The 18400-nt window shown below is 39.5% G+C and carries 18 protein-coding genes; 1 reads left to right on the top strand and 17 read right to left on the bottom strand.

Features of this window, described 5'->3' with window-relative positions; translation table 11 throughout:
• The 8 genes from CZ225_RS15720 to CZ225_RS15685 all read right to left on the bottom strand — a co-directional run bounded on the left by CZ225_RS15720 (position 1) and on the right by CZ225_RS15685 (position 7895).
• Positions 1-930, bottom strand: coding sequence for an acyltransferase family protein (locus CZ225_RS15720; RefSeq protein WP_077154669.1), 930 nt, complete (start codon positions 928-930; stop codon positions 1-3).
• A complete protein-coding gene (locus CZ225_RS15715; protein ID WP_394334023.1) occupies positions 930-1787 on the bottom strand; it encodes an acyltransferase family protein in 858 nt (285 codons plus the stop codon). The genes CZ225_RS15720 and CZ225_RS15715 overlap by 1 nt, the downstream gene beginning before the upstream one ends.
• Positions 1788-1884: 97 nt before the next feature.
• Positions 1885-2592: an acyltransferase gene (locus CZ225_RS15710; protein WP_008777780.1), complete on the bottom strand. Its 708-nt coding sequence runs from the start codon at positions 2590-2592 to the stop codon at positions 1885-1887.
• Positions 2593-2595: 3 nt separating this feature from the next.
• Positions 2596-3654 carry an alpha-1,2-fucosyltransferase gene (locus tag CZ225_RS15705; protein WP_227201772.1) on the bottom strand — a complete coding sequence of 353 codons (1059 nt, stop codon included), beginning with the start codon at positions 3652-3654 and terminating at the stop codon, positions 2596-2598.
• Between the two features lie 8 nt (positions 3655-3662).
• Positions 3663-4994, bottom strand: coding sequence for a hypothetical protein (locus CZ225_RS15700; protein WP_008777782.1), 1332 nt, complete (start codon positions 4992-4994; stop codon positions 3663-3665).
• A gap of 2 nt (positions 4995-4996) precedes the next feature.
• On the bottom strand, positions 4997-6433 hold the full coding sequence (locus CZ225_RS15695; RefSeq protein WP_008777783.1) for a lipopolysaccharide biosynthesis protein: 1437 nt from the start codon (positions 6431-6433) through the stop codon (positions 4997-4999).
• A gap of 22 nt (positions 6434-6455) precedes the next feature.
• Positions 6456-7229 (bottom strand): LbetaH domain-containing protein, encoded by a 774-nt coding sequence (locus CZ225_RS15690; protein WP_008777784.1) that lies wholly within the window; start codon positions 7227-7229, stop codon positions 6456-6458.
• A gap of 51 nt (positions 7230-7280) precedes the next feature.
• Positions 7281-7895 carry a hypothetical protein gene (locus CZ225_RS15685; protein ID WP_008777785.1) on the bottom strand — a complete coding sequence of 205 codons (615 nt, stop codon included), beginning with the start codon at positions 7893-7895 and terminating at the stop codon, positions 7281-7283.
• 190 nt (positions 7896-8085) lie between these two features.
• On the opposite strand from CZ225_RS15685, the gene CZ225_RS23935 reads away from it, so the two are divergent.
• Positions 8086-8238 (top strand): hypothetical protein, encoded by a 153-nt coding sequence (locus tag CZ225_RS23935; RefSeq protein ID WP_200800551.1) that lies wholly within the window; start codon positions 8086-8088, stop codon positions 8236-8238.
• 389 nt (positions 8239-8627) lie between these two features.
• Here the strand turns inward: CZ225_RS23935 and CZ225_RS15680 are convergent, their stop codons facing one another.
• The 9 genes from CZ225_RS15680 to CZ225_RS15640 form a co-directional block, all read right to left on the bottom strand.
• Complete coding sequence (locus CZ225_RS15680; RefSeq protein ID WP_008777786.1) at positions 8628-9167, bottom strand: hypothetical protein; 540 nt, start codon at positions 9165-9167, stop codon at positions 8628-8630.
• A 117-nt stretch (positions 9168-9284) separates the two neighbouring features.
• Positions 9285-10001 (bottom strand): tyrosine-protein phosphatase, encoded by a 717-nt coding sequence (locus CZ225_RS15675; protein WP_077154667.1) that lies wholly within the window; start codon positions 9999-10001, stop codon positions 9285-9287.
• Between the two features lie 2 nt (positions 10002-10003).
• Positions 10004-12400: a GumC family protein gene (locus tag CZ225_RS15670; RefSeq protein WP_077154666.1), complete on the bottom strand. Its 2397-nt coding sequence runs from the start codon at positions 12398-12400 to the stop codon at positions 10004-10006.
• A 9-nt stretch (positions 12401-12409) separates the two neighbouring features.
• Positions 12410-13207, bottom strand: a complete 798-nt coding sequence (locus CZ225_RS15665) for a polysaccharide biosynthesis/export family protein (protein WP_005644254.1) — start codon at positions 13205-13207, stop codon at positions 12410-12412.
• Positions 13208-13219: 12 nt separating this feature from the next.
• A complete protein-coding gene (locus CZ225_RS15660; protein WP_077154665.1) occupies positions 13220-14365 on the bottom strand; it encodes an MraY family glycosyltransferase in 1146 nt (381 codons plus the stop codon).
• Between the two features lie 10 nt (positions 14366-14375).
• Positions 14376-14912 carry a UpxY family transcription antiterminator gene (locus CZ225_RS15655; RefSeq protein WP_005644256.1) on the bottom strand — a complete coding sequence of 179 codons (537 nt, stop codon included), beginning with the start codon at positions 14910-14912 and terminating at the stop codon, positions 14376-14378.
• Between the two features lie 462 nt (positions 14913-15374).
• Positions 15375-16583 carry a tyrosine-type recombinase/integrase gene (locus CZ225_RS15650; RefSeq protein ID WP_077154664.1) on the bottom strand — a complete coding sequence of 403 codons (1209 nt, stop codon included), beginning with the start codon at positions 16581-16583 and terminating at the stop codon, positions 15375-15377.
• Between the two features lie 327 nt (positions 16584-16910).
• Entirely contained in the window at positions 16911-17699 is a 789-nt protein-coding gene (locus CZ225_RS15645; RefSeq protein ID WP_005644258.1) for a PRTRC system ThiF family protein, read from the bottom strand.
• Complete coding sequence (locus CZ225_RS15640) at positions 17696-18397, bottom strand: prokaryotic E2 ligase family D protein (protein ID WP_034530108.1); 702 nt, start codon at positions 18395-18397, stop codon at positions 17696-17698. The genes CZ225_RS15645 and CZ225_RS15640 overlap by 4 nt, the downstream gene beginning before the upstream one ends.
• Positions 18398-18400: the final 3 nt, after the last annotated feature.

The following is an 18400-nucleotide window of genomic DNA, read 5'->3' as shown; positions in this document are numbered from 1 at the left end:
CTATGATAGTTTTATCAATGGTTTGAAGCCACATATCTGTGGCAAATATTTAAATAAAAGAAACGAAACAAGGATGGTTGTTAGTGTGACGATTCCGTATGATAACCATATATTTAAATGCAATGGCGAAATTGCCAAAACAATATAAGGGTGTATTAGTAATATCAAAAGCGAAAATTTTCCGATGATTGCCAACTGTTTAGGAAGATAAGAACAAAACTGGATCAAAGCCAAACTTTCTATTGCACCAACTAATAACAGTTTCAACCAATTATCTTCATAATGATTCCAGTAGTTATCTTGAATACCAGACGGAATTATTACGACAATACATAAACCGGTAATTATCAGCAAGATAGAATCCCCCCCCCCCCTATATAGGAAATACTTCCTAACAAACTCACCTATTGCTAGATAACCCATGGCTGTTAATGCTGTACTACAAAATAGAGGAAGTACAAGTTTGTGGCCATGAAAAGAATACGTACTGGTGATATAATAGCTCACAGCGGACAAAACTATCATTGCAAGGAACAACAGTTTGCTATTATGTATGTATTTATGTAGAATATAGTTGATGACATAACACCACAATGTGCATATAAAGAACCACGAAACGCCATGAATCATACTATATGGATTTGCAACTTTCAACAATGTGGTCATAAAGCCTTTCTCAAATATGCTTATGATAAACATCGGAACTGAGAAAAAAGCCATTGGGATCACAATGGTGTTGAGTTTCTTTATAGCCATCACCTTGAAAGAAGACTCCTGCTTGTAGAATACGCCCATAATGATAAAGAAGATGGGCATTACCCAACCATCTGTCCATGTTGTATGCATGCCCACAACATGCCACTGAATGATGACAAGCATTGCTAATCCACGAGCAACGTCAATGTTATCGTATCTTACTTTTTCAGACATTATTTTGAAATGAGTATTTTGAATCTTTGATTGATAACTTTGATTACAGGTATCTCAACAAAAAGTAAAATGAAAAATCCAATGATGATGGATAATGAATTTATATGCAAGACCTTATTAACAAACACAGGTATATTAACAAACAACATGTGAGTACAGAGAACGATTAATGAGTTTGCTCCATAATGGCAGAATGCATTAGATGTAAACTTCGTATATTTGGCAATGTCACCGGAAAGAAGCACAATACCGATAGTGGCTAAAGAGGAAACCAAAGCAAACTGAAACATTGAGCATGAAATATAGCATTGACTGACATTACATGACGGTGTATTGGGTAAATAAAGAAACCACGATATCAGCAGTAACCCAATACCCACAAAAGGATATTTTTGCTTTTTCAAGAGAAAGTCCTTAAAAAAGGATCCTCCAAGGAAAAAGGGTATACACATTAATGATACATTCACGTAATATGGCTGTAACACATTATACTTTCCACAATAGTATCCTACTATTCCTAATACCATACTTACGACAAATGCAAATAGGTTAGGAAGATACCGCAACAGCACATAGCCTATTAATGAGATTTCTGCTAATGAAAGCAAGAACCATACAGGTGTATTTGCATACCCATGTGTTGCTCCTAAAAGGGGGTCAAAGAAATCCATTAAATCAAGCTGTCCGTGTTTGGTAATGGTCTTGGCTGCCTCAAAAGCATACCCGATTATGTAGAATGAGATGTATGGAACCATTAACCTCTTTATACGCTTCAGTGGTTTATCGGCTTTAAAGAACAATCCACTCAGGGTAAAGAATAGTGGCATATAAAAGGTTGTAATCCCCCCCCCCCCCAATTGTTAAAATATATTAATCTGTTAACACCTGGTAGGTGAAAGAATACGACTAGTAGGATACCTATACCCTTAGAAATGTCAATATGCTCGTAACGTTTCATTTTTCAATAAATTGGATGTCTCCATTAGTTGACTTTATTACATTATGTTTCTTTTCAATAGCAGGAGTACCTGCTAACAACGTATTGGGGGTGTTATACTTTTTATTTGCAGTTGAATTAGCAGCAAGAATACAACCATTTGGTATCAATGTATTCTTGAGAACTAAACTACGAGTTCCTATCCAACAATAGTCACCAATATAGACCTCGCCAGCGGCTTGATATAATTCTCCTGTTTCTGTATTCATAACGGAATGCCAGTCTGTATCCATTACCATTGCACTCCAGCCAATAGCCGTACCAACACCCATGTGCATTTTGTTGACACATACAAATGTGCTTTCCGCAGTACTTGAAAAACCTGCTCCAAGCGATAATGTTCCTGTTTTGCCTACACTAAGTCTTGTGCCTTGTCCAAAACATACAGGTCCTTCGAGTTCTATTAAACCAGCTATCTCTAATATTGTTCGAGAATACTTCTTGTCAAATATACCAGTTGATGAAAAGCCTATGCTCAACATTTTGGGTGTGATTGGAGTTTTCTTAACTATCACCTTTCCATCAAGACAATTAAGTACACAGTTATATCTTACGAATATAGGAAGTTTGAGAGCATATTTTACCCCCCCCCAGCCCAATAGTTTGACAGAAACGTAAATTGATTTAGGGATGGATAACAATTTCACGAAGCGAGAATCAGCCATATCTTAACAATGATTTGTGGTGTTAATTGTAATAGAAGGAGAAATAGTGATCTTATTTGGATTGGTGTTGAAGAAAGTACCCCACCACCCAAAAGAACTTGGAACTATAATATTATGCTTGCACATGGCCATAAGCTGCATATCACGGAAACTGTCTTCGCCCTTATTCCAGTCAACAAACTTGATGGTGTCCTTACGTATGTCAAGGCCGAATAACTTAGCGTTATCTCTGCACCATTCCACGCTACCTGGATTGGTGAAGAATACAAATTCCGGATTATCTACATGCTTTCGGATGTATTTTACAGCACGCTTGAAATAACCATACTTATAACACCATGCAAGCCCGCCAAGTGCATCACCTCTACGAGCATGAATAGCTACAGAATTGACGGTTTTGAGGTATTCAACCATCTGTAGGTTCTGTTCATCTACTATCTCGGGAAACCTGAATGACTCTCGTATCTGAGCCTCAATCAAATGGATATCATTTCCACGATTGCTAAATTTTAACCACTGGCCAGTGAAAATATCGCTATCTGTATGACAGAACAGTTTGTCACGAGAATCGTTTGCATAAGCGTATTTCTCTTCGTTGAGAGACTGAAGTACGCGCTTTACTGTATTTCCAATATATGACTCTCTGAGTCTGTCCTTCCACGTTTTATGCTGGTCTTCCGTACCTGTAATAATATTATGGTTAGGATCAAAGTCGCCACGAACATTTTCAAGTTGAAGACCATGACGATTCAGAACCTCCGTGAATACAACGGGATAATTCCAGTTGTGAATCCAGAATTTTGTTGCACGAATTTCTGATATTATCTGAGTCCACTCGTCGTCCGAAAAGAGAGACTTGATGTTCTTTGGTTCTTTGATACCAAAAATCTTCTCAAGTTCATAACCGTTCCATTGGCAAATGACCTCGTTACACTCAGGAATTTCAAAAACTATCGTTTCTGCAAAAAACTCCTGATTCGGATTGGCATATTTCAGTGAAAGATATTCACAATAGGAAAGCATCTGGTTGCCCAGACCAGATTCTATGTGGATTATTATCATAGCTGCTACTAATAATTTTTGATAGATTTTTCATTTGTCGATGGCATTAGTGCCAAATTAGAGGATAAAAATGGTAGTATAAGCATATCTTGATATGATATTCCTGGTCCAGAGATACTCAATGCGAATAGAGTCAATAGATATAAATACATGCAAAATGTGATTGGGTGATATTCTCTATTTTCAAAATGAATTTTTACGAGCCTAACCCAAAGAGAGATAAAAAAGAATGCACCCAGAAAACCATATTGCGCAATGATATTACCATATCCTATGTCCGGTGTAAATGTTGGACTAATAATCTTGTTCTGGTCAACAAGACCTATTTTGAAATTATATAGCCGTTTTGCGACTTCCGGTTCTGATGGAGGCAGGAAACCCAATCCAAAAACCGATTCAACAATACCGTTTGTCAACATATATTCTGCCCTCTCATAAACCCAAGCAAAACGATATGTTAATGTCCCAACATCATCATGCGCTTTACCCGTGTGTGCATAATCTATAAACCGCCCATGAATAAATGCAAAAATATCACCTTTTGTACCAGCTTTTTCACCAAATCTTGATAGCAATGCATCTGACAATGGGATAAAAAGAATAGCACCAATTATTGAAAACTTTAGTATTGTAGATTTTTTACCACTTAAAAATATTCCAAGAAATGTAAATAAGACAACAAACACCATAATGGTTCTTGTCATTGTAATAAAGACTGCGGCAGCAAATACTATTGCTGAAAACTTGGAGATTTGTTTTCCTATGTAGTTGGGAAATAATAAAGACAGATAGAAAAACAAGGTCATGTAAACAGGATGATTGTTATATCTAAGCGTATGAGTGATTCGATCATACTCCGGTGTTGCCACTCCTAATACAGGCAAACCTGTTGAACACTGTATTATGTATAACAATGCATGAATAAGAGTAATATAATATAATGCCTTAAAAAGCCAAATGATATCATCTTTTGGTACGTCTCTTAGAAAAAAATATGCCGGAAACAGCCACAATTGGCGGCATCCCATAAAGGATTGAAAAGGAGTAAGACCATAATATATCATTCCCACTGCAAAAGATATAATTAGGAAAAGGGAGAGTCGGCTGATACAGAATAACAATTTAGAATCTTCTGTAAAAGCAAGCGTTTGGATACGTTGACTTACAGTTACTATTATCATATAGACAATAGCTAAATCAATACCATTTACGGCCATAACTGCCATTGGTACAATTTTCATGTAACGCAAAGCCATGAATACAAACAGCAATAGGCTATATCTTCTATAACCGGTAAAATGCAGAAGGAGCGCAATTAATAATACAACCAATCCCAGCATAATTACTTACGTTTTATTGGAAGCAGCTTTATACCCATTTTAAAATAAGGGTCTCTCACAAAAAGTAATAATAGAAGTGAACAGCCCAAAAGCAATGTAACGACTACTCTAAAATAGATATTTATATCCTCCATAAAATTTGAAACGACAAGGCAAAGCAGAGTTACAAAAATCTGTTTCAATAAAGTAGGAGAAACATCCCTTAACTGACTCCATATACCATAACCGATGGGCTTTCCACATACCGAAAGGTTGAGGAAAAGAAGTAGAAAAGAATATATAGATAAACCTGCGGCAAATAGATAGACGTTGAAATGTATTGTAATGAATACGATAATCAACATAATGCATCTCCTGCTGATTTCCAGATAAAGTATTTTTTTTGACTCTCCTTTTACAAGTAAAATATTTTGATTAACACTATGCAGTGGAAAGAGCAATCCACTTATACCTAACAACAAAAAATACACGCCGGCCTCACGCCATTGAGAACCCATCAATATTCCAAACAAATCTGAGGATATACCCATTAATAGCGACATTACAGAACCGACAAAAAGGATTGTTATCATTATTACTTTTTTATATGCTCCTTTTAAATCTCCTCCATCATTGTAGACTTTTGCTAATGTTGGATATGTTACATTTTGTATAACCCCTGTAGTTGATGTAGAGGCTATGGTTTTTATTCTGTCAGCTTGAGAGTAAAACCCTAAATCTGAAGCAGAATAATATTTCCCTATTAAAATGGACTGTATATTACCAATAATATTTCCTATAAGTCCAGAGATAAGAATATCCTTAGAAAAAGCAAAATATTTAGCAAAACTGACCTTTGAGAATTTTAATATAGGTACAAAATCTGTTGATATCCACAGAAACAACGATCGCAGGAACTGACTCAATACCATTTGGATTGCTAAAGCCCACACATTCTCATAAATATATGCAAAAATAATAGCAACAATTGCAGAAATTATAGATGATGATATAGAGATAATACATAGTTTTTTGAATTTTAGCTCTTTTTGCAATATAGTATTCTGAACAAGTCCTACAGCCTGAAACGGTAACATTAGGAACACTACCTTACTCAGATCAACAAGGATTGGTTGATTATAAAAATCCGCGATTAACCCCGAACATAAGTATAGTGCTATGTAAAAAAACATAGACAATACAACATTAAAATAAAGTATTGTAGAATAATCCTCTCGAGATACCATTTTTTCTCTGATTAGAGAAAGACCAAAGCCTGAATCTATAAAGCTATTTGCAACGGCATTAAATACTGCAAGCATACCAATTATACCATAGTCAGAAGGTGTGAGATATCTTGCCAAAATAAAGGTACACAATAGTTGAATACCCATATTAGAGAAGCGCTCTACACTATTCCAAATAGTATTTTTGGCTAGATCTTTCTTGATGCTGCTCATTGTGAATGGATTATTTGAATCATTATTCGTTTAACATTTGAGCGACTATTTCTTCCTTTTCCGGATAAAAGCTATTACTACCCATTATTAAATTGTTTTTCACGAACACAGCAGGATTCCCTTTAATGAGAATGTTATCACCATTTATAGAAAAGTCACCTGAAACATTTGAGTTACATGACACAATCGAACCATTTGGTAAGATCGTTCCTTTACCGATTGTAGAACGATTACCCACAAATACATCGTTTCCGATAATAACAGGTTTTAACCGGGGATAATACTTGTTTTTTTCTGTATTATAGACAAAATGAAAATCGGTGTCAAATATCTGGCACTCCCAAGACATTCTAAAATCATTTCCTATGGATATTTTCTTGTGACATACGACTTTACTTAGATGGCCAAATTTCACTTTATCAGCTACCGAAAAAACAGCACCTTCTCTAATTAATATTTTTACCCCCGTTTGGCATATAAAAAGACCACCTATTTCGATTGTTCCGCTATTTTTGACAACTAATCTTGAAAATCCATCCTCAATTACAGGGATAGGCTGTGTTCCCAATCGGACAAGAGAAGGTTTTATAGGGCAGTTAAACTTTATTGACCCCAGTTTAATATCCGTGTTCTTGCCAATCACAATAGGAAATTTTAAAGCATCAGAAATAGGGAAATACTTAAAATTAGTATATATTGTTTTCAGGAAATCAACATGCTTTCTGTATCTAAAAAGATAATGGATTCCTTTAGCCTTGTCTTCATCTAAAAGAATTGACAGAATTTTTTCAATCATAACCAATATGGAAGTTAAAATTAATCTACTTATTTTTTTACATTAGTTATTTTACAGCCAACCAGACTCGCTCAATATGTCATGGAAAAGTTTTCCAGTACCATTCAAGCAGCAACTTTTATGATTAGTCCATTCACCGCCGAGAAAATTATCTATAAGCCCAAGATTAATGATTGATTGGGCTTCTATAGAAATGTTTGTATTCTCCTCCAAGTAGTCAGGAAGACTTTTGAGGTCAGGCAAGAATGCTCTGGCTACGACAGAACAGAGCCTGAGCATCTCGTTATTATTGATTCTATTCATTAATCTTGCCTTGTAGATGCTGCCCATAATCATCGCCTTGTTTTCTTCTGTGCTAAGCAGGTGAATCAAATATGCAGAGATGTGTTTATAATTTTCTTGACTCAGGCTAGAATAGAACTGATTCTTGATTTTATCGTCAATGTCTTCTGACACTATGAGAAATTTGGCCAGTTTCTTCGTAAAACACCAGTCTTTGACGTTGATAAAAACCTTCCCAAATTTAAGGAGAGAACCAACATACGGGACATCTTTGTATGTCTCGATAATGTCGGCTGCAACTTCCAACTCCAGTTCCCCATTCTGCTTTATAAAGTCGGCGTCTCTTTTACTTCTTTCTATTTCAAAAATATTCATGAGAATCACTAGTGTCTCTTAATAATTGTAAAGAGATACGTTAATTATTTGAATTACAATATTTATTTTCAAAAAATGCTTGTCGCACATTTGAATCAGCTATCTTAGGGACTGAGCCAAATTGCAATAGCTATGAATATTAAGAAATATGTTTTCAATCAAATGACTTCATTCCTTCTAAAACGCTATTTTGAGCGATATGCTAAGAGATTATCTTCTTTTTGAAGCTTTTGCCTATCACATGGTAAACATGGCTCAACAAAAGCGAATTGACAAGGAGTTCGATTTGAACGGAACTTTTTATGCTTTTGATTCAACAGCAATAGACTTGTGCCTGTCATTGTATGATTGAACCCGATTCAGGAGCACAAAGTCTGGTATCAAAGTCCATACCCAGTTGGATAGCAGCATCTTCGAGTAAAATCCTTTTGGGGAAACTCTGAGAATACAGTCAGAATACAAATATATGTGGCTATCATTATTTATTGTTTGGTAGCCATTATTGAGAGTGTATTAAAACTCAATAGGGACATTTATGAAGTAATGAGGACCTTGGTAGTTCTATACTTGTGAAAGACAATATCAAGGATTTATTTAGCTATGCTGAATACGACATTCTTTATAAAAATGACGGTCAGTTGGAATTGGATTTTACATCATAATGAGCCATATTGAGATGTTTTGCATTTTTTTAAGAGACACTAGTGATATTATCTACTAATTTTGAAGCATACGTATGCATCAAGCAATTTTAATATTCCACATCTTTTTCGCCAATGCCTTGATAGCCTTTTCCATGATTTTTTCTTGACCAGATTTGATTCTTGCCCCCAAACCATTTTTGATAAGCATACAATTGGCAAAGGCATTAGCGTCTATTTCAACCTGTTGGTTTGTATTCTTGTCCATACTATCTTCATCGCCCTCGTTTCTGATATAGTGCAGAAATTCATATTCCCATTGATTGATGACAGCAGGAAGTTCGCTTGATTTTCCTCTTTGCTTGAAATCTGCTATCACTTGATGTTGGTAAAGATGACGAGCTTCATGGCTGAGGATGTATCTCAAATCAAACTCGCAATCACTTCGCAAGCATAGTTCTACCCATTCTTCATTAATATACAAGGTGTTTCCACCCCATTCTGCAGAGTTAAATGCAGAAGGGAATCTGCCGTCATCTATGCAAAAACGTAAGGTGTACAAAGAACTGTCAATATGAAGTTCCTTACACGCTTCGTCAAAGTATTTTTGTATGCGTGTTTTAGTTTCTTGATTTATCATAATCTTCTACATAAAAAATTATCTTCCCACAGTGCCATAGTCCGAACCATCGCCGAGAATCTTCTTGAAACTGGGTAAATCATGGGAATCGATATAATTAGGAATTCTTTTCATGAATTATAATGTATTAGCATTCACCCCGTCCAAGAGCTTTGTCTGGTTATGTTTTATTGAAGAGAAAAGCATTTGCTGATAACGATGACAAGAATGTGTATCTCCCCCCATCCTATCATACATTCCGGCTTTCAACAAATCTTCCGCCTTTTTCTGTACATGCTTTCCATACATACCTGCCAGTGACGGCAGATTCAACTGAAACGAAATATGTTCCTCTTTCAAAGTATTATAGTCTTCCTTCTGCATATATTCATACCGTTCCGGATGTGCCAGCAAAGGATAATAACCTTTCTTTTGAATGCGTTGCAGAACGGACAAAAGATCCATCGGAGGGTTGAAGTAGGAGGTCTCCACCAACAAAAAACGTTTTCCTTCTTCCAAAAGAAGCAAATCCTCTTTCTCCAATCGCTCTTCAAAAAGATTATCGAGCATATATTCCGCAGCAAGCTTCAGCTCCACCGCACCACGGTACTGCTGCAACAGTTCCCAGAACTTACGCTGCAGCGCAAGGGTCTCGTTGGGGATGTCTTCCATGATGTGGGGTGTGAGCCATACTCTACGAATCCCTTGTTGCTCCATTTCCCGCAAAATTTGCAGAGACTCTTCCATAGATTGTACACCGTCGTCTACTCCGGGAAGCAGGTGACTATGGCAATCCACCATACCTTTGAGTAAGCCACTTCGAGAAAGGACTGTTGTTTTATGAAACAACCACATGATTACTTGGACCTGTCATTGTTTCCATAATAAGAACCGCTTCCATAACCGTATCGGTAGCCATACCGATAACCGTATCTTCCGCCGGCTCCTTCTGTCCCATTGAGGATTACAGACATATTCTTGTATTTCTTCTCTCGATAGATGTTTTCCAACTCCGGAAGCATGCTACGCTCCAGCAAGCCTGCACGTACCACAAAAACGGTACGGTCGGCCAGTTTCTCTATGATTTGAGTATCGGCCACCAATTCAACCGGTGGGCAGTCTATCAATACAACATCATATTGCTGCTTTAAAGTATGGATTGCGTCCTGTAGACGGTCGTCGAACAACAGTTCGGTCGGGTTGGGGGGAATGGTGCCGACGGGGATAAAACTGAATGAAGGGTGTTGCTTGTCCGTAACAATTATATCCGAAAGTTTGTCGACCTGTCCTCCTAAATAATTGCTCAGACCAACCTCCGGCGAATGGATATAGGCTGAGGCAGAGGCGTGGCGAAGGTCGCCGTCGATAACCAATACTTTTTTATTTTTGATGGCAAGACTCATGGCTATGTTCATGGTCAAAAACGATTTTCCACTTCCCTGATTGAACGAGGTGACTACAATCACATTAGAGGATTGGTCTTTGCCAATCATGAACTCCAGATTGGTACGCAAGACACGAAAAGCCTCATTCATGATGTCACGGTTTCCTTCTTTAACCACAATGGTATGTGCCTCATGTGATTTTACTCTTTTCTTACCACGTATAGACAAAGGAATCTCTCCGATAAAAGGAACGCTCAAGCCTTCTAGGTCTTTTCTTCCACGAACACGGGTATTCATGTTTTCACGCATGAACACAATGACTACCGGTATCAATATACCCAAGGCAAAAGCCACCAGGAAAATGTTCTTCTTTACGGGAGCGGTAGGAATCATGCTTCCTCCAGGCTTTGTTATAATACGGGTATTGTAGGCCGTAAATGCCTGAGAAAGCTCGTTCTCCTCACGTTTTTGTAACAGATATAGGTAAAGTGACTCCTTCACCTTTTGTTGGCGTTCCACGCTAAGCAGGTATTTGGACTGCTTCGGGTTGGAGGCAATCTGCGAGGTTGCCTGTCCCCCAATGGCCTCCAAACTTCTGATTTGTGCACGCAAAGCTACCATTTGGTTGTCAATGGAAGTGATCAAAGCGCTTCGCATATCATCCAACGACTTGTCCATTTCCCTGACTAAGGGGTTCTTGACACTACTGTGAGACACCAAGCTATTGCGCTCCAATAACTTGGTATTATATTCATTCAGTTGTGTGGCAAGGCTTGCATTTTCAATGCCGGAATTGGCAGGGAGTAACTGATGTTTATTGTTTTCATTGGTCAAATAGTTCTTTATGTATCGGGCCATATATGCCTGGTTGTTCAATTCACGAATTGCAGCATTGGCTTCATTGGCTTGAGTCATATACATATTTGCCGCCGCCTGTACATCCGGCAGCAAATGCTCACTTTTGAAAGAAGATATATCATCATCCACATTGCCAAGCTCACCCTCAATCACACCCAAACGCTCATTGATGAACATGGATGTACTAACCGCTATCTGATTCTTGTCCCTTACCCAGTTCTCATTGTAAACGGATATAAGGGTATTGAGCACATCTTCCGCCCGTTGGGTGGACACATCCTGGAAAGACAACGTGATGATATTGGACTTCTCATCGTTCTGGGATATATTCAAGCGAGCAGAACAGCCAGCTGATGCCGCAGACAAAGACTGGCGGGTTACATAAATTGTGCTTACCGTTTTATCTGAATAGGCAGCCGATGGAATAACGACAATAGGGCCTAGGGGGCTTTGAATACTGTCATTCAAATTGCCTTTCACAAAACCATCATTTTCTATTTCTGTTCCATTCCGTGTAAAAGAGGATAATTCCACTGCACCATCCTTTGCCAGATGCAGTTCGAAAGTTGCGGATTCATTCTCGGAAAGATTAGGAATCACCACCTGGACAGGAAGTTGGTTTCCATACACAGTCTGTTTATGAAAACGTCCGTCTGTCTGATAATTCATTTCCAAATGCAATCGAGACACCACTTCACGCATGATGTCGGGAGACTTCAAAGTTCCCATCTCGTTATAGACATTGGTGTTGGTCGTAAACAGTCCCAAATCGGAAAAAGACTCCATATCCGTAGAAGAAGATTTCCCTTTGGAATCGTCTTTAATCAAAATAGAGGCAGTCCTGACATATACCGATGGGGTTCTCAACAGATAAAAGGTCGCAACCCCCAAACATAAGGCCAATGAAATGGCAAACCAGTGCCATTTGTTGAGACAGAGGTAAAATAAATCCTGTATGGTAATGAAATCCTGCGTATTTTGTACTGTTGATTTATTCTGAATAGTAGCCATTTCTCTTTTTTATTTAGCGATAAGTACAGCGATGGAGGTCAATAAAGAAGCCAGGGAAATCCAGAAAGAGGTGCTGCGCACATTGTTCCCGTTTACGGTAGACTGACGGGCTTTGGTAGCATTAGGCTCCACATATACCACATCATTCTGTTGCAGATAATAAGCAGGCGAAGTGTAAAGATGCTCGGCAGAGCAAAGATTGACTCCATAAACCCGTTGTTTTCCTTCTTCTTGACGCAACACCAATACCTTTTCCCGCTTTCCGTAGATAGTGAGGTCTCCCGCCTGGCTTAAGGCATCCAGGATTGTAAGGTTATCCTTGTCGATACTAAAACGGCCGGGATTGTTCACTTCACCCATTACGGCTACGCTGAGATTCATATATTCCACCGTAACGACAGGGTCTTTAATCAAATCATGCGACTGTAGCTCTTTCTTAATATAGGCAGCCACCTCTTCACGGGTCATACCGGCTATGTGAATTTCTCCCAACACGGGAAAGTCAATGTTCCCTTTGGAATCTACCGTATAACCGGACACACCACGATTAGAACCGGAAGAACCCTCCATGCCAATCTGTTGAGAAACAATCGGCAAGTTAAACAGGTTGGTCAGGCGCAAATCCTGGCTGTTGACTAAAATAGACAATTTGTCTTTCGGTTGAATCTTAATCTCTACCAGAGCAGTAAGCGCCAATTCGCTTTCGCCCGGACGTAAATCTTGAAAATAAGTGACTTCTTTTGAAGTTGAGCAAGCTCCTAAAAACAGGAGTAATATTGCCCCAATTAAATTTTTGCAAAAATTCATATTGATATAAAACTATAGTTTCGAATGAACTATATGGATTCTCCGGGTTAACCATAGATTACCCAAGGTCCATATAAAGATGTCCAGTATTAAAAGCAAGGTTACATTTATATAACGTGAAAGCAGAATATTGCACAGTGTAAAACAGACAGATACCAGTACAATGGCAATCATAACTGTACGCTGTCTCATGCCAACAGCAAGCATTTTGTGATGGATATGGTTCTTATCTGGCAAAAAGGGATTCTTTCCGTTTCGCACACGATGCAAATAAACCCGTACCACATCAAAACAGGGAATGATAAACGGTGAATAGGCTAAAAAGAAAGCATTAGGCTGTTGCATAGAGGGATTTACCGGAAACCCGTCAAGCAGTTTCAGACTTAAAATGCAAGTCATCATGCCAATCGTCAAGCTGCCGGTATCCCCCATGAATATTTTGTTCTTTTTGGCAGGATCTCCAAATACGTTATAATAGAAAAAGGGAACGAGCACTCCAAGTGTCGCAAAAGCGAGCAGGGCATAAATGTATTCGCCTATTATAAAAAATACCAATCCATAAAAAAGCATAGCCACTCCACACAACCCGGAAGCCAATCCGTCTATCCCATCTATCAGATTGATGGCATTGATAATAAATACCACGGCGAATAAGGTAATGGGGTATCCAATCCATTCAGGAAGAGCGTGAATAAACAGCAAACCGTGCAGGTTATTGATCCACAGCCCGCCTGCAATGACCAGTAATCCGCAAATAATCTGTATGGCGAACTTGGCACGGTAACGGATACCAATCAGGTCATCAGCCATACCAACCAAATAAAGCATCATAATGGTACAGAAGCCGAATGCCAACGGGCGGCTTTCACTGCCGATATTACCAAGAAGCTGACCGTATCCCAACAACATACTGAGTCCCAAAGCAAGTGCCACCGAGAAAAAGACAACCGGTTTGAAGGCTATCCCTCCTAAACGGGGTACTACTCCCTGATGGATCTTCCGTTCATCAGGCACATCAAACAGACGCTTACGAAATGATATCAACAAGATTTGTGGAATCAAGACGCCGGCACAAAATACGCTCAAGGCGAATACAAACAAGGAGTTGACAACCCAAAAGGCTCTAGGATTGTCCATTACATTTGAAATAACAGTCATAAATATCGTATCAGGCAAATTGAATATATTCAGGAAGAACCTCCACACCAACAGCGAGATAACCCTTTAATTCGACAAGCAAGCGTTTTATCTTGCTGCCTCGTATTTTAAGCAAACAGCCCTCATATCCGTTGAGAGAGCCTCCTATAATCCGAATTTTACGTCCGCACATCTGAGGGGTTATCTCTTCCGGCAAATAATATTTGGGTGAATCGGAACTGCTGACGGCTTGCATGAATCTGTCCATTTCCAAATCAGACACAGTCATAGGTTCCCGAAACGTATTCCGCAACCAACGGTATTGAAGCGTTTTGGTTCTTTCCACAATGGAGTCCAAATGCTGACGGGAATCATAAACAAAGAGCAAATCTTGAATGACCGGAACTTTCTCACGCACCTTTTTACCCTTTTGCAAAATGATTTGCCACTTCAAGGGGACAAATACCTTTACTCCTGCTTCTTGCAGTTGTTTGTATGCCGGCTTTTTAGCATTACACCGTTTTAAATCACGCATGACATACCATTGTGCGTATTCAGTATTTCCCATTGATATACTTTAGTTCAGGCAAATATCACCAATCCTGCACGATTATTCTATTTATTAATAATCAAGCAGTTACAAAACACTTTCCAAAAGTAGGAATCTTTTATTCCTTTAATCATCCCTTGCATCGCTATTCTAAAAGGCAAGTGTTCACTTATACTAAAACATACTACTCTTCTTAAGAGAAGTACATCTTTTAGTTATAAAGCGATAATAACTTGATAAACAAAGTCATGTTAGAGGATATATGGGGATGATTGTTTTTCATTTTACGCATTATGTTGAAGATTCTTAAAAATAAGTAGTAAAAAAAGTTCGCTTTATGCCTTGATTTTTAGATTTTTTCGTACTTTTGCAAACGAAATATACTTCTCTTAAGAAGATAAAGTGACTATCGCTACTCTTTCAAGTTCATTATATAGATGTACTTCTCTTAAGAAGATATGTACCTTTTTCGGTATTTATTTATATAGACATCAAAATGAGACTATTTGCCGTGTCTACAATAGATGCATCTAAAGAGGCAAGATAAATTCGGGTGGTTTGCTCCGAATCATGTCCCAGTGCCTCACTGATGACAGGCAAAGAAACATTTTTACTTTGAGCGATGCTGGCCCAAGCATGGCGCGCAACATAGGTGGTAAGTGGAATACCTAAACCTATTTGTTTGCCAATGTGTTTCAGATTTCTGTTGATACGGTGCGCTTCATTTTGGTATTGATGCCATTCGTCCACACCATTGTTCTGAATAATTGGTAGCAGGTAGGAAGTTTCAGAGGTATTGTATTTATCAATAAGTTCCTGCATGGGCTTTTCCCATTTGATAAACAATTGCTGACCGGTTTTTTTTCTCCGATAGGTCAAGATTCCATTCTGGAGGTCTTTCTTTTTCAGGAATGCCATATCCACAAAGGACATTCCACGTGTATAAAAACTGAACATAAAGATGTCCCTGGCAAAAATGAGAGACTTTTTATTAAGATCCAAATCCCGTATTCTTCGAATCACGCTGAGGGAAACCGCCCGTTTCTTCGTTTTGTCTATGCCGGTATAGACATGCTTGAAGGGATTTCGTTGAACAACAAGCCCTTCACTCACGGCCCGGTTATAAATGGCCCTGAGGTTACGCATATAATACGAACTGGTATTCGGACAGACACCGGTTCCTTTGAGCCAGCTTTCATAGGTTATCATCTGATTGGAATCCAGTTCATCCAATGGGATATCGCCCCGGTGTCCCCGAAACCGCTCAAAACTGTTCAAGGCATTCTGATAGGTGCCGGCTGTGCGTACCTTACCTATCTGCCTCAATTCTACCAGCAGTTCTTTTCCATATAAAAGGAAAGTGCAATTCCCTTCAGGAGCAGTGTAAAGTTCTATTATACGGTCCACAGTGAAAGGGGTGTCTTCCTGATTCAATCGGTTGATGCATTTCTTTATTCGGAAAAGGTCTTTATCAATTTGATTTTTTAATGCAGCAAGATAGCTTTTTCGGCCTTCTCCACTTCCTGCCGAGACATTGATTTCACCGGAAGCAGAAATCCACTCACTTGGAAACAGTTTGTAACCGGTGCGGATATGCCGTACTTTACAATGATGAATTATTTGATAATGAACCGTTCCCTCTTTAAGGATAACGGATGAAGGACTGAATTTTACTTTTACACTAGTCATAAACAATCAATTATTAGTTTAACATATGGAATAAAAACAGGAAGTAATTCAAAAAACTTCAAGCTGTTATGTATATCTCCAGCTAAACTATTCTTGATTGATAAAAGACGCTTTAATTATTTTTATCTAAAGCATTGTATTGAGTAATATGACATAATATGATAAAGTAAAAGACCGCGTTCTGTATATTGCGTGAAGACTTGAAACGGAGTGTCAGAGCCAATGCAAAGAATATCTTGCCATATAGAAAATGGAAAACTCAAAATGGAGAGGCTGTTTCCTGAACTCTTTCCATTCAAGCGAAAGAATTTATAACTGCTGACCTGTCTATATGATTATCGGGTTCACTTTCATCGTGTCCAGGTTCAGGTACAATCCGTTATGCTCGATCACTCCGTTTCGGAACATCTTCCATAGGATGCCGCATCCGAGTTGTGCCAGTGTGGAGTTAATAAACAGGTCCTGTCTTTCCAACGCTTCAGCCAGCGAACAACTCGGGCCGGAATCGGTTTCCTTCACTCTCGCGTATTTCACCATGCGGGTGATGACTTTTAGCGAATTGACGGTTTCATAAAGTTTGGACGCCGGCTGTTTGATTTTCTTCGGTACGGTACCCAGCACGACTTGCCCCGTGGTCTGCGTGTTTCCGAAATCCATCCAGTACAAGGGGGTCTCGTAAGTGCAGTATGTCGGTTGCGGCAAAGCCCTCAACAGATTCCACAAGTCGATCCGTGACTTGATGTTATCGGTACAGGTAATCGTGATATTGGCCAGGTTGTCCCGTCTGGTATCCTTCAATACTGCCGGATAGATGTCCGCTTGCGCCTTCCAGTCATTCCCGAAAAAGTTGTTTATCCGGGTGACGAGGCATTGTGCCTTGTTCTGTCCCAGGTCGGACGGTCCGAAAAGCTGGCGACCGATGTTGGCTTCCGTCACGGTGTCGGGGTCATACAGTGTAACGAACAGTCCCGGGTGTCCGAGTCCCCTCAGGGCTGTGTCAAGACGTGCCAGGCAGGTGAGTACCTGCGACCCGGTTCCTCCCGCTCCGATCAGGTTTACCGTTACCGGATGCTGCGGACTCATCAGGTAACTGTCGGTATAATGTACTCTTTTCATGTCAGTATGTCTTTAAGTTTCATATTGTTCAACGGTTTCAACTCTTTGAGGTCGAATGGTTTGTTCCTGGCCGCTTTCGTTACTAGCACAAGGTTCGACCGGGTCGGATTTCCGTTGCCTCCCAAGTGCGAAAACTCCGTCAGCCAGAATTTCTTTTCCCAGTATTGCAGCAGGCTTTCGTATGTCAGGTCCTTTGGCAAGTCTATATTGGCAGAGCCCAGGCATACGCTGGAGCCGGTCACGTTGAAGAACGGCGCGACATATAGCATCGTATCCTTGCCGGGCATGTCATCCTTGTAAGCATATATCCTCATCCCATGTTCCCCCGCCTCGTAAATCACTCCCGGCAGGTTGTATTCCGCATTTTCTATTTTGAGGTCGGAGCTGAAGAACATCATCCGCTTATGCGGGGGATTGTACCATACATACCGCTCGCGGCCCTTGCGTGAATCGCAATAGATCAGGCTGGACGGTACTTTTCCGTAAGGCGTGCTGCTATGCCTTTCCGAATATCCCTTTACAAGCCCGTTCATGAATTCCAGGGTCACAGGCCTGCCTTCCGCCATATTCCCCCGATCATCTATGTCCCGTATCTCCAAAAAAAAGTTCTTGTTATCCTCCGAGGCGTAGGCAATCAGTGCCGCCTTGGGGATAAGCAGGTTCTTCAAAGTCCTTGTAAGTTCGTTTGTTTCCATCATAGT

Source organism: Bacteroides bouchesdurhonensis (genome assembly GCF_900155865.1).
GTDB classification, from domain to species: domain Bacteria; phylum Bacteroidota; class Bacteroidia; order Bacteroidales; family Bacteroidaceae; genus Bacteroides; species Bacteroides bouchesdurhonensis.
Note: the sequence above shows the minus strand (reverse complement) of the source record. Positions and strands in the feature narration are given on the sequence as shown.

Excerpts from the sequence above, each read along its gene's own strand:
- CZ225_RS15720 (WP_077154669.1), bottom strand. The coding sequence starts at position 930 with ATGTCTGAAAAAGTAAGATACGATAACATTGACGTTGCTCGTGGATTA.
- CZ225_RS15710 (WP_008777780.1), bottom strand. The coding sequence starts at position 2,592 with ATGGCTGATTCTCGCTTCGTGAAATTGTTATCCATCCCTAAATCAATT.
- CZ225_RS15705 (WP_227201772.1), bottom strand. The coding sequence starts at position 3,654 with ATGATAATAATCCACATAGAATCTGGTCTGGGCAACCAGATGCTTTCC.
- CZ225_RS15700 (WP_008777782.1), bottom strand. The coding sequence starts at position 4,994 with ATGCTGGGATTGGTTGTATTATTAATTGCGCTCCTTCTGCATTTTACC.
- CZ225_RS15695 (WP_008777783.1), bottom strand. The coding sequence starts at position 6,433 with ATGAGCAGCATCAAGAAAGATCTAGCCAAAAATACTATTTGGAATAGT.
- CZ225_RS15690 (WP_008777784.1), bottom strand. The coding sequence starts at position 7,229 with ATGATTGAAAAAATTCTGTCAATTCTTTTAGATGAAGACAAGGCTAAA.
- CZ225_RS23935 (WP_200800551.1), top strand. The coding sequence starts at position 8,086 with ATGCTAAGAGATTATCTTCTTTTTGAAGCTTTTGCCTATCACATGGTA.
- CZ225_RS15680 (WP_008777786.1), bottom strand. The coding sequence starts at position 9,167 with ATGATAAATCAAGAAACTAAAACACGCATACAAAAATACTTTGACGAA.
- CZ225_RS15675 (WP_077154667.1), bottom strand. The coding sequence starts at position 10,001 with ATGTGGTTGTTTCATAAAACAACAGTCCTTTCTCGAAGTGGCTTACTC.
- CZ225_RS15670 (WP_077154666.1), bottom strand. The coding sequence starts at position 12,400 with ATGGCTACTATTCAGAATAAATCAACAGTACAAAATACGCAGGATTTC.
- CZ225_RS15665 (WP_005644254.1), bottom strand. The coding sequence starts at position 13,207 with ATGAATTTTTGCAAAAATTTAATTGGGGCAATATTACTCCTGTTTTTA.
- CZ225_RS15660 (WP_077154665.1), bottom strand. The coding sequence starts at position 14,365 with ATGACTGTTATTTCAAATGTAATGGACAATCCTAGAGCCTTTTGGGTT.
- CZ225_RS15655 (WP_005644256.1), bottom strand. The coding sequence starts at position 14,912 with ATGGGAAATACTGAATACGCACAATGGTATGTCATGCGTGATTTAAAA.
- CZ225_RS15650 (WP_077154664.1), bottom strand. The coding sequence starts at position 16,583 with ATGACTAGTGTAAAAGTAAAATTCAGTCCTTCATCCGTTATCCTTAAA.
- CZ225_RS15645 (WP_005644258.1), bottom strand. The coding sequence starts at position 17,699 with ATGAAAAGAGTACATTATACCGACAGTTACCTGATGAGTCCGCAGCAT.
- CZ225_RS15640 (WP_034530108.1), bottom strand. The coding sequence starts at position 18,397 with ATGATGGAAACAAACGAACTTACAAGGACTTTGAAGAACCTGCTTATC.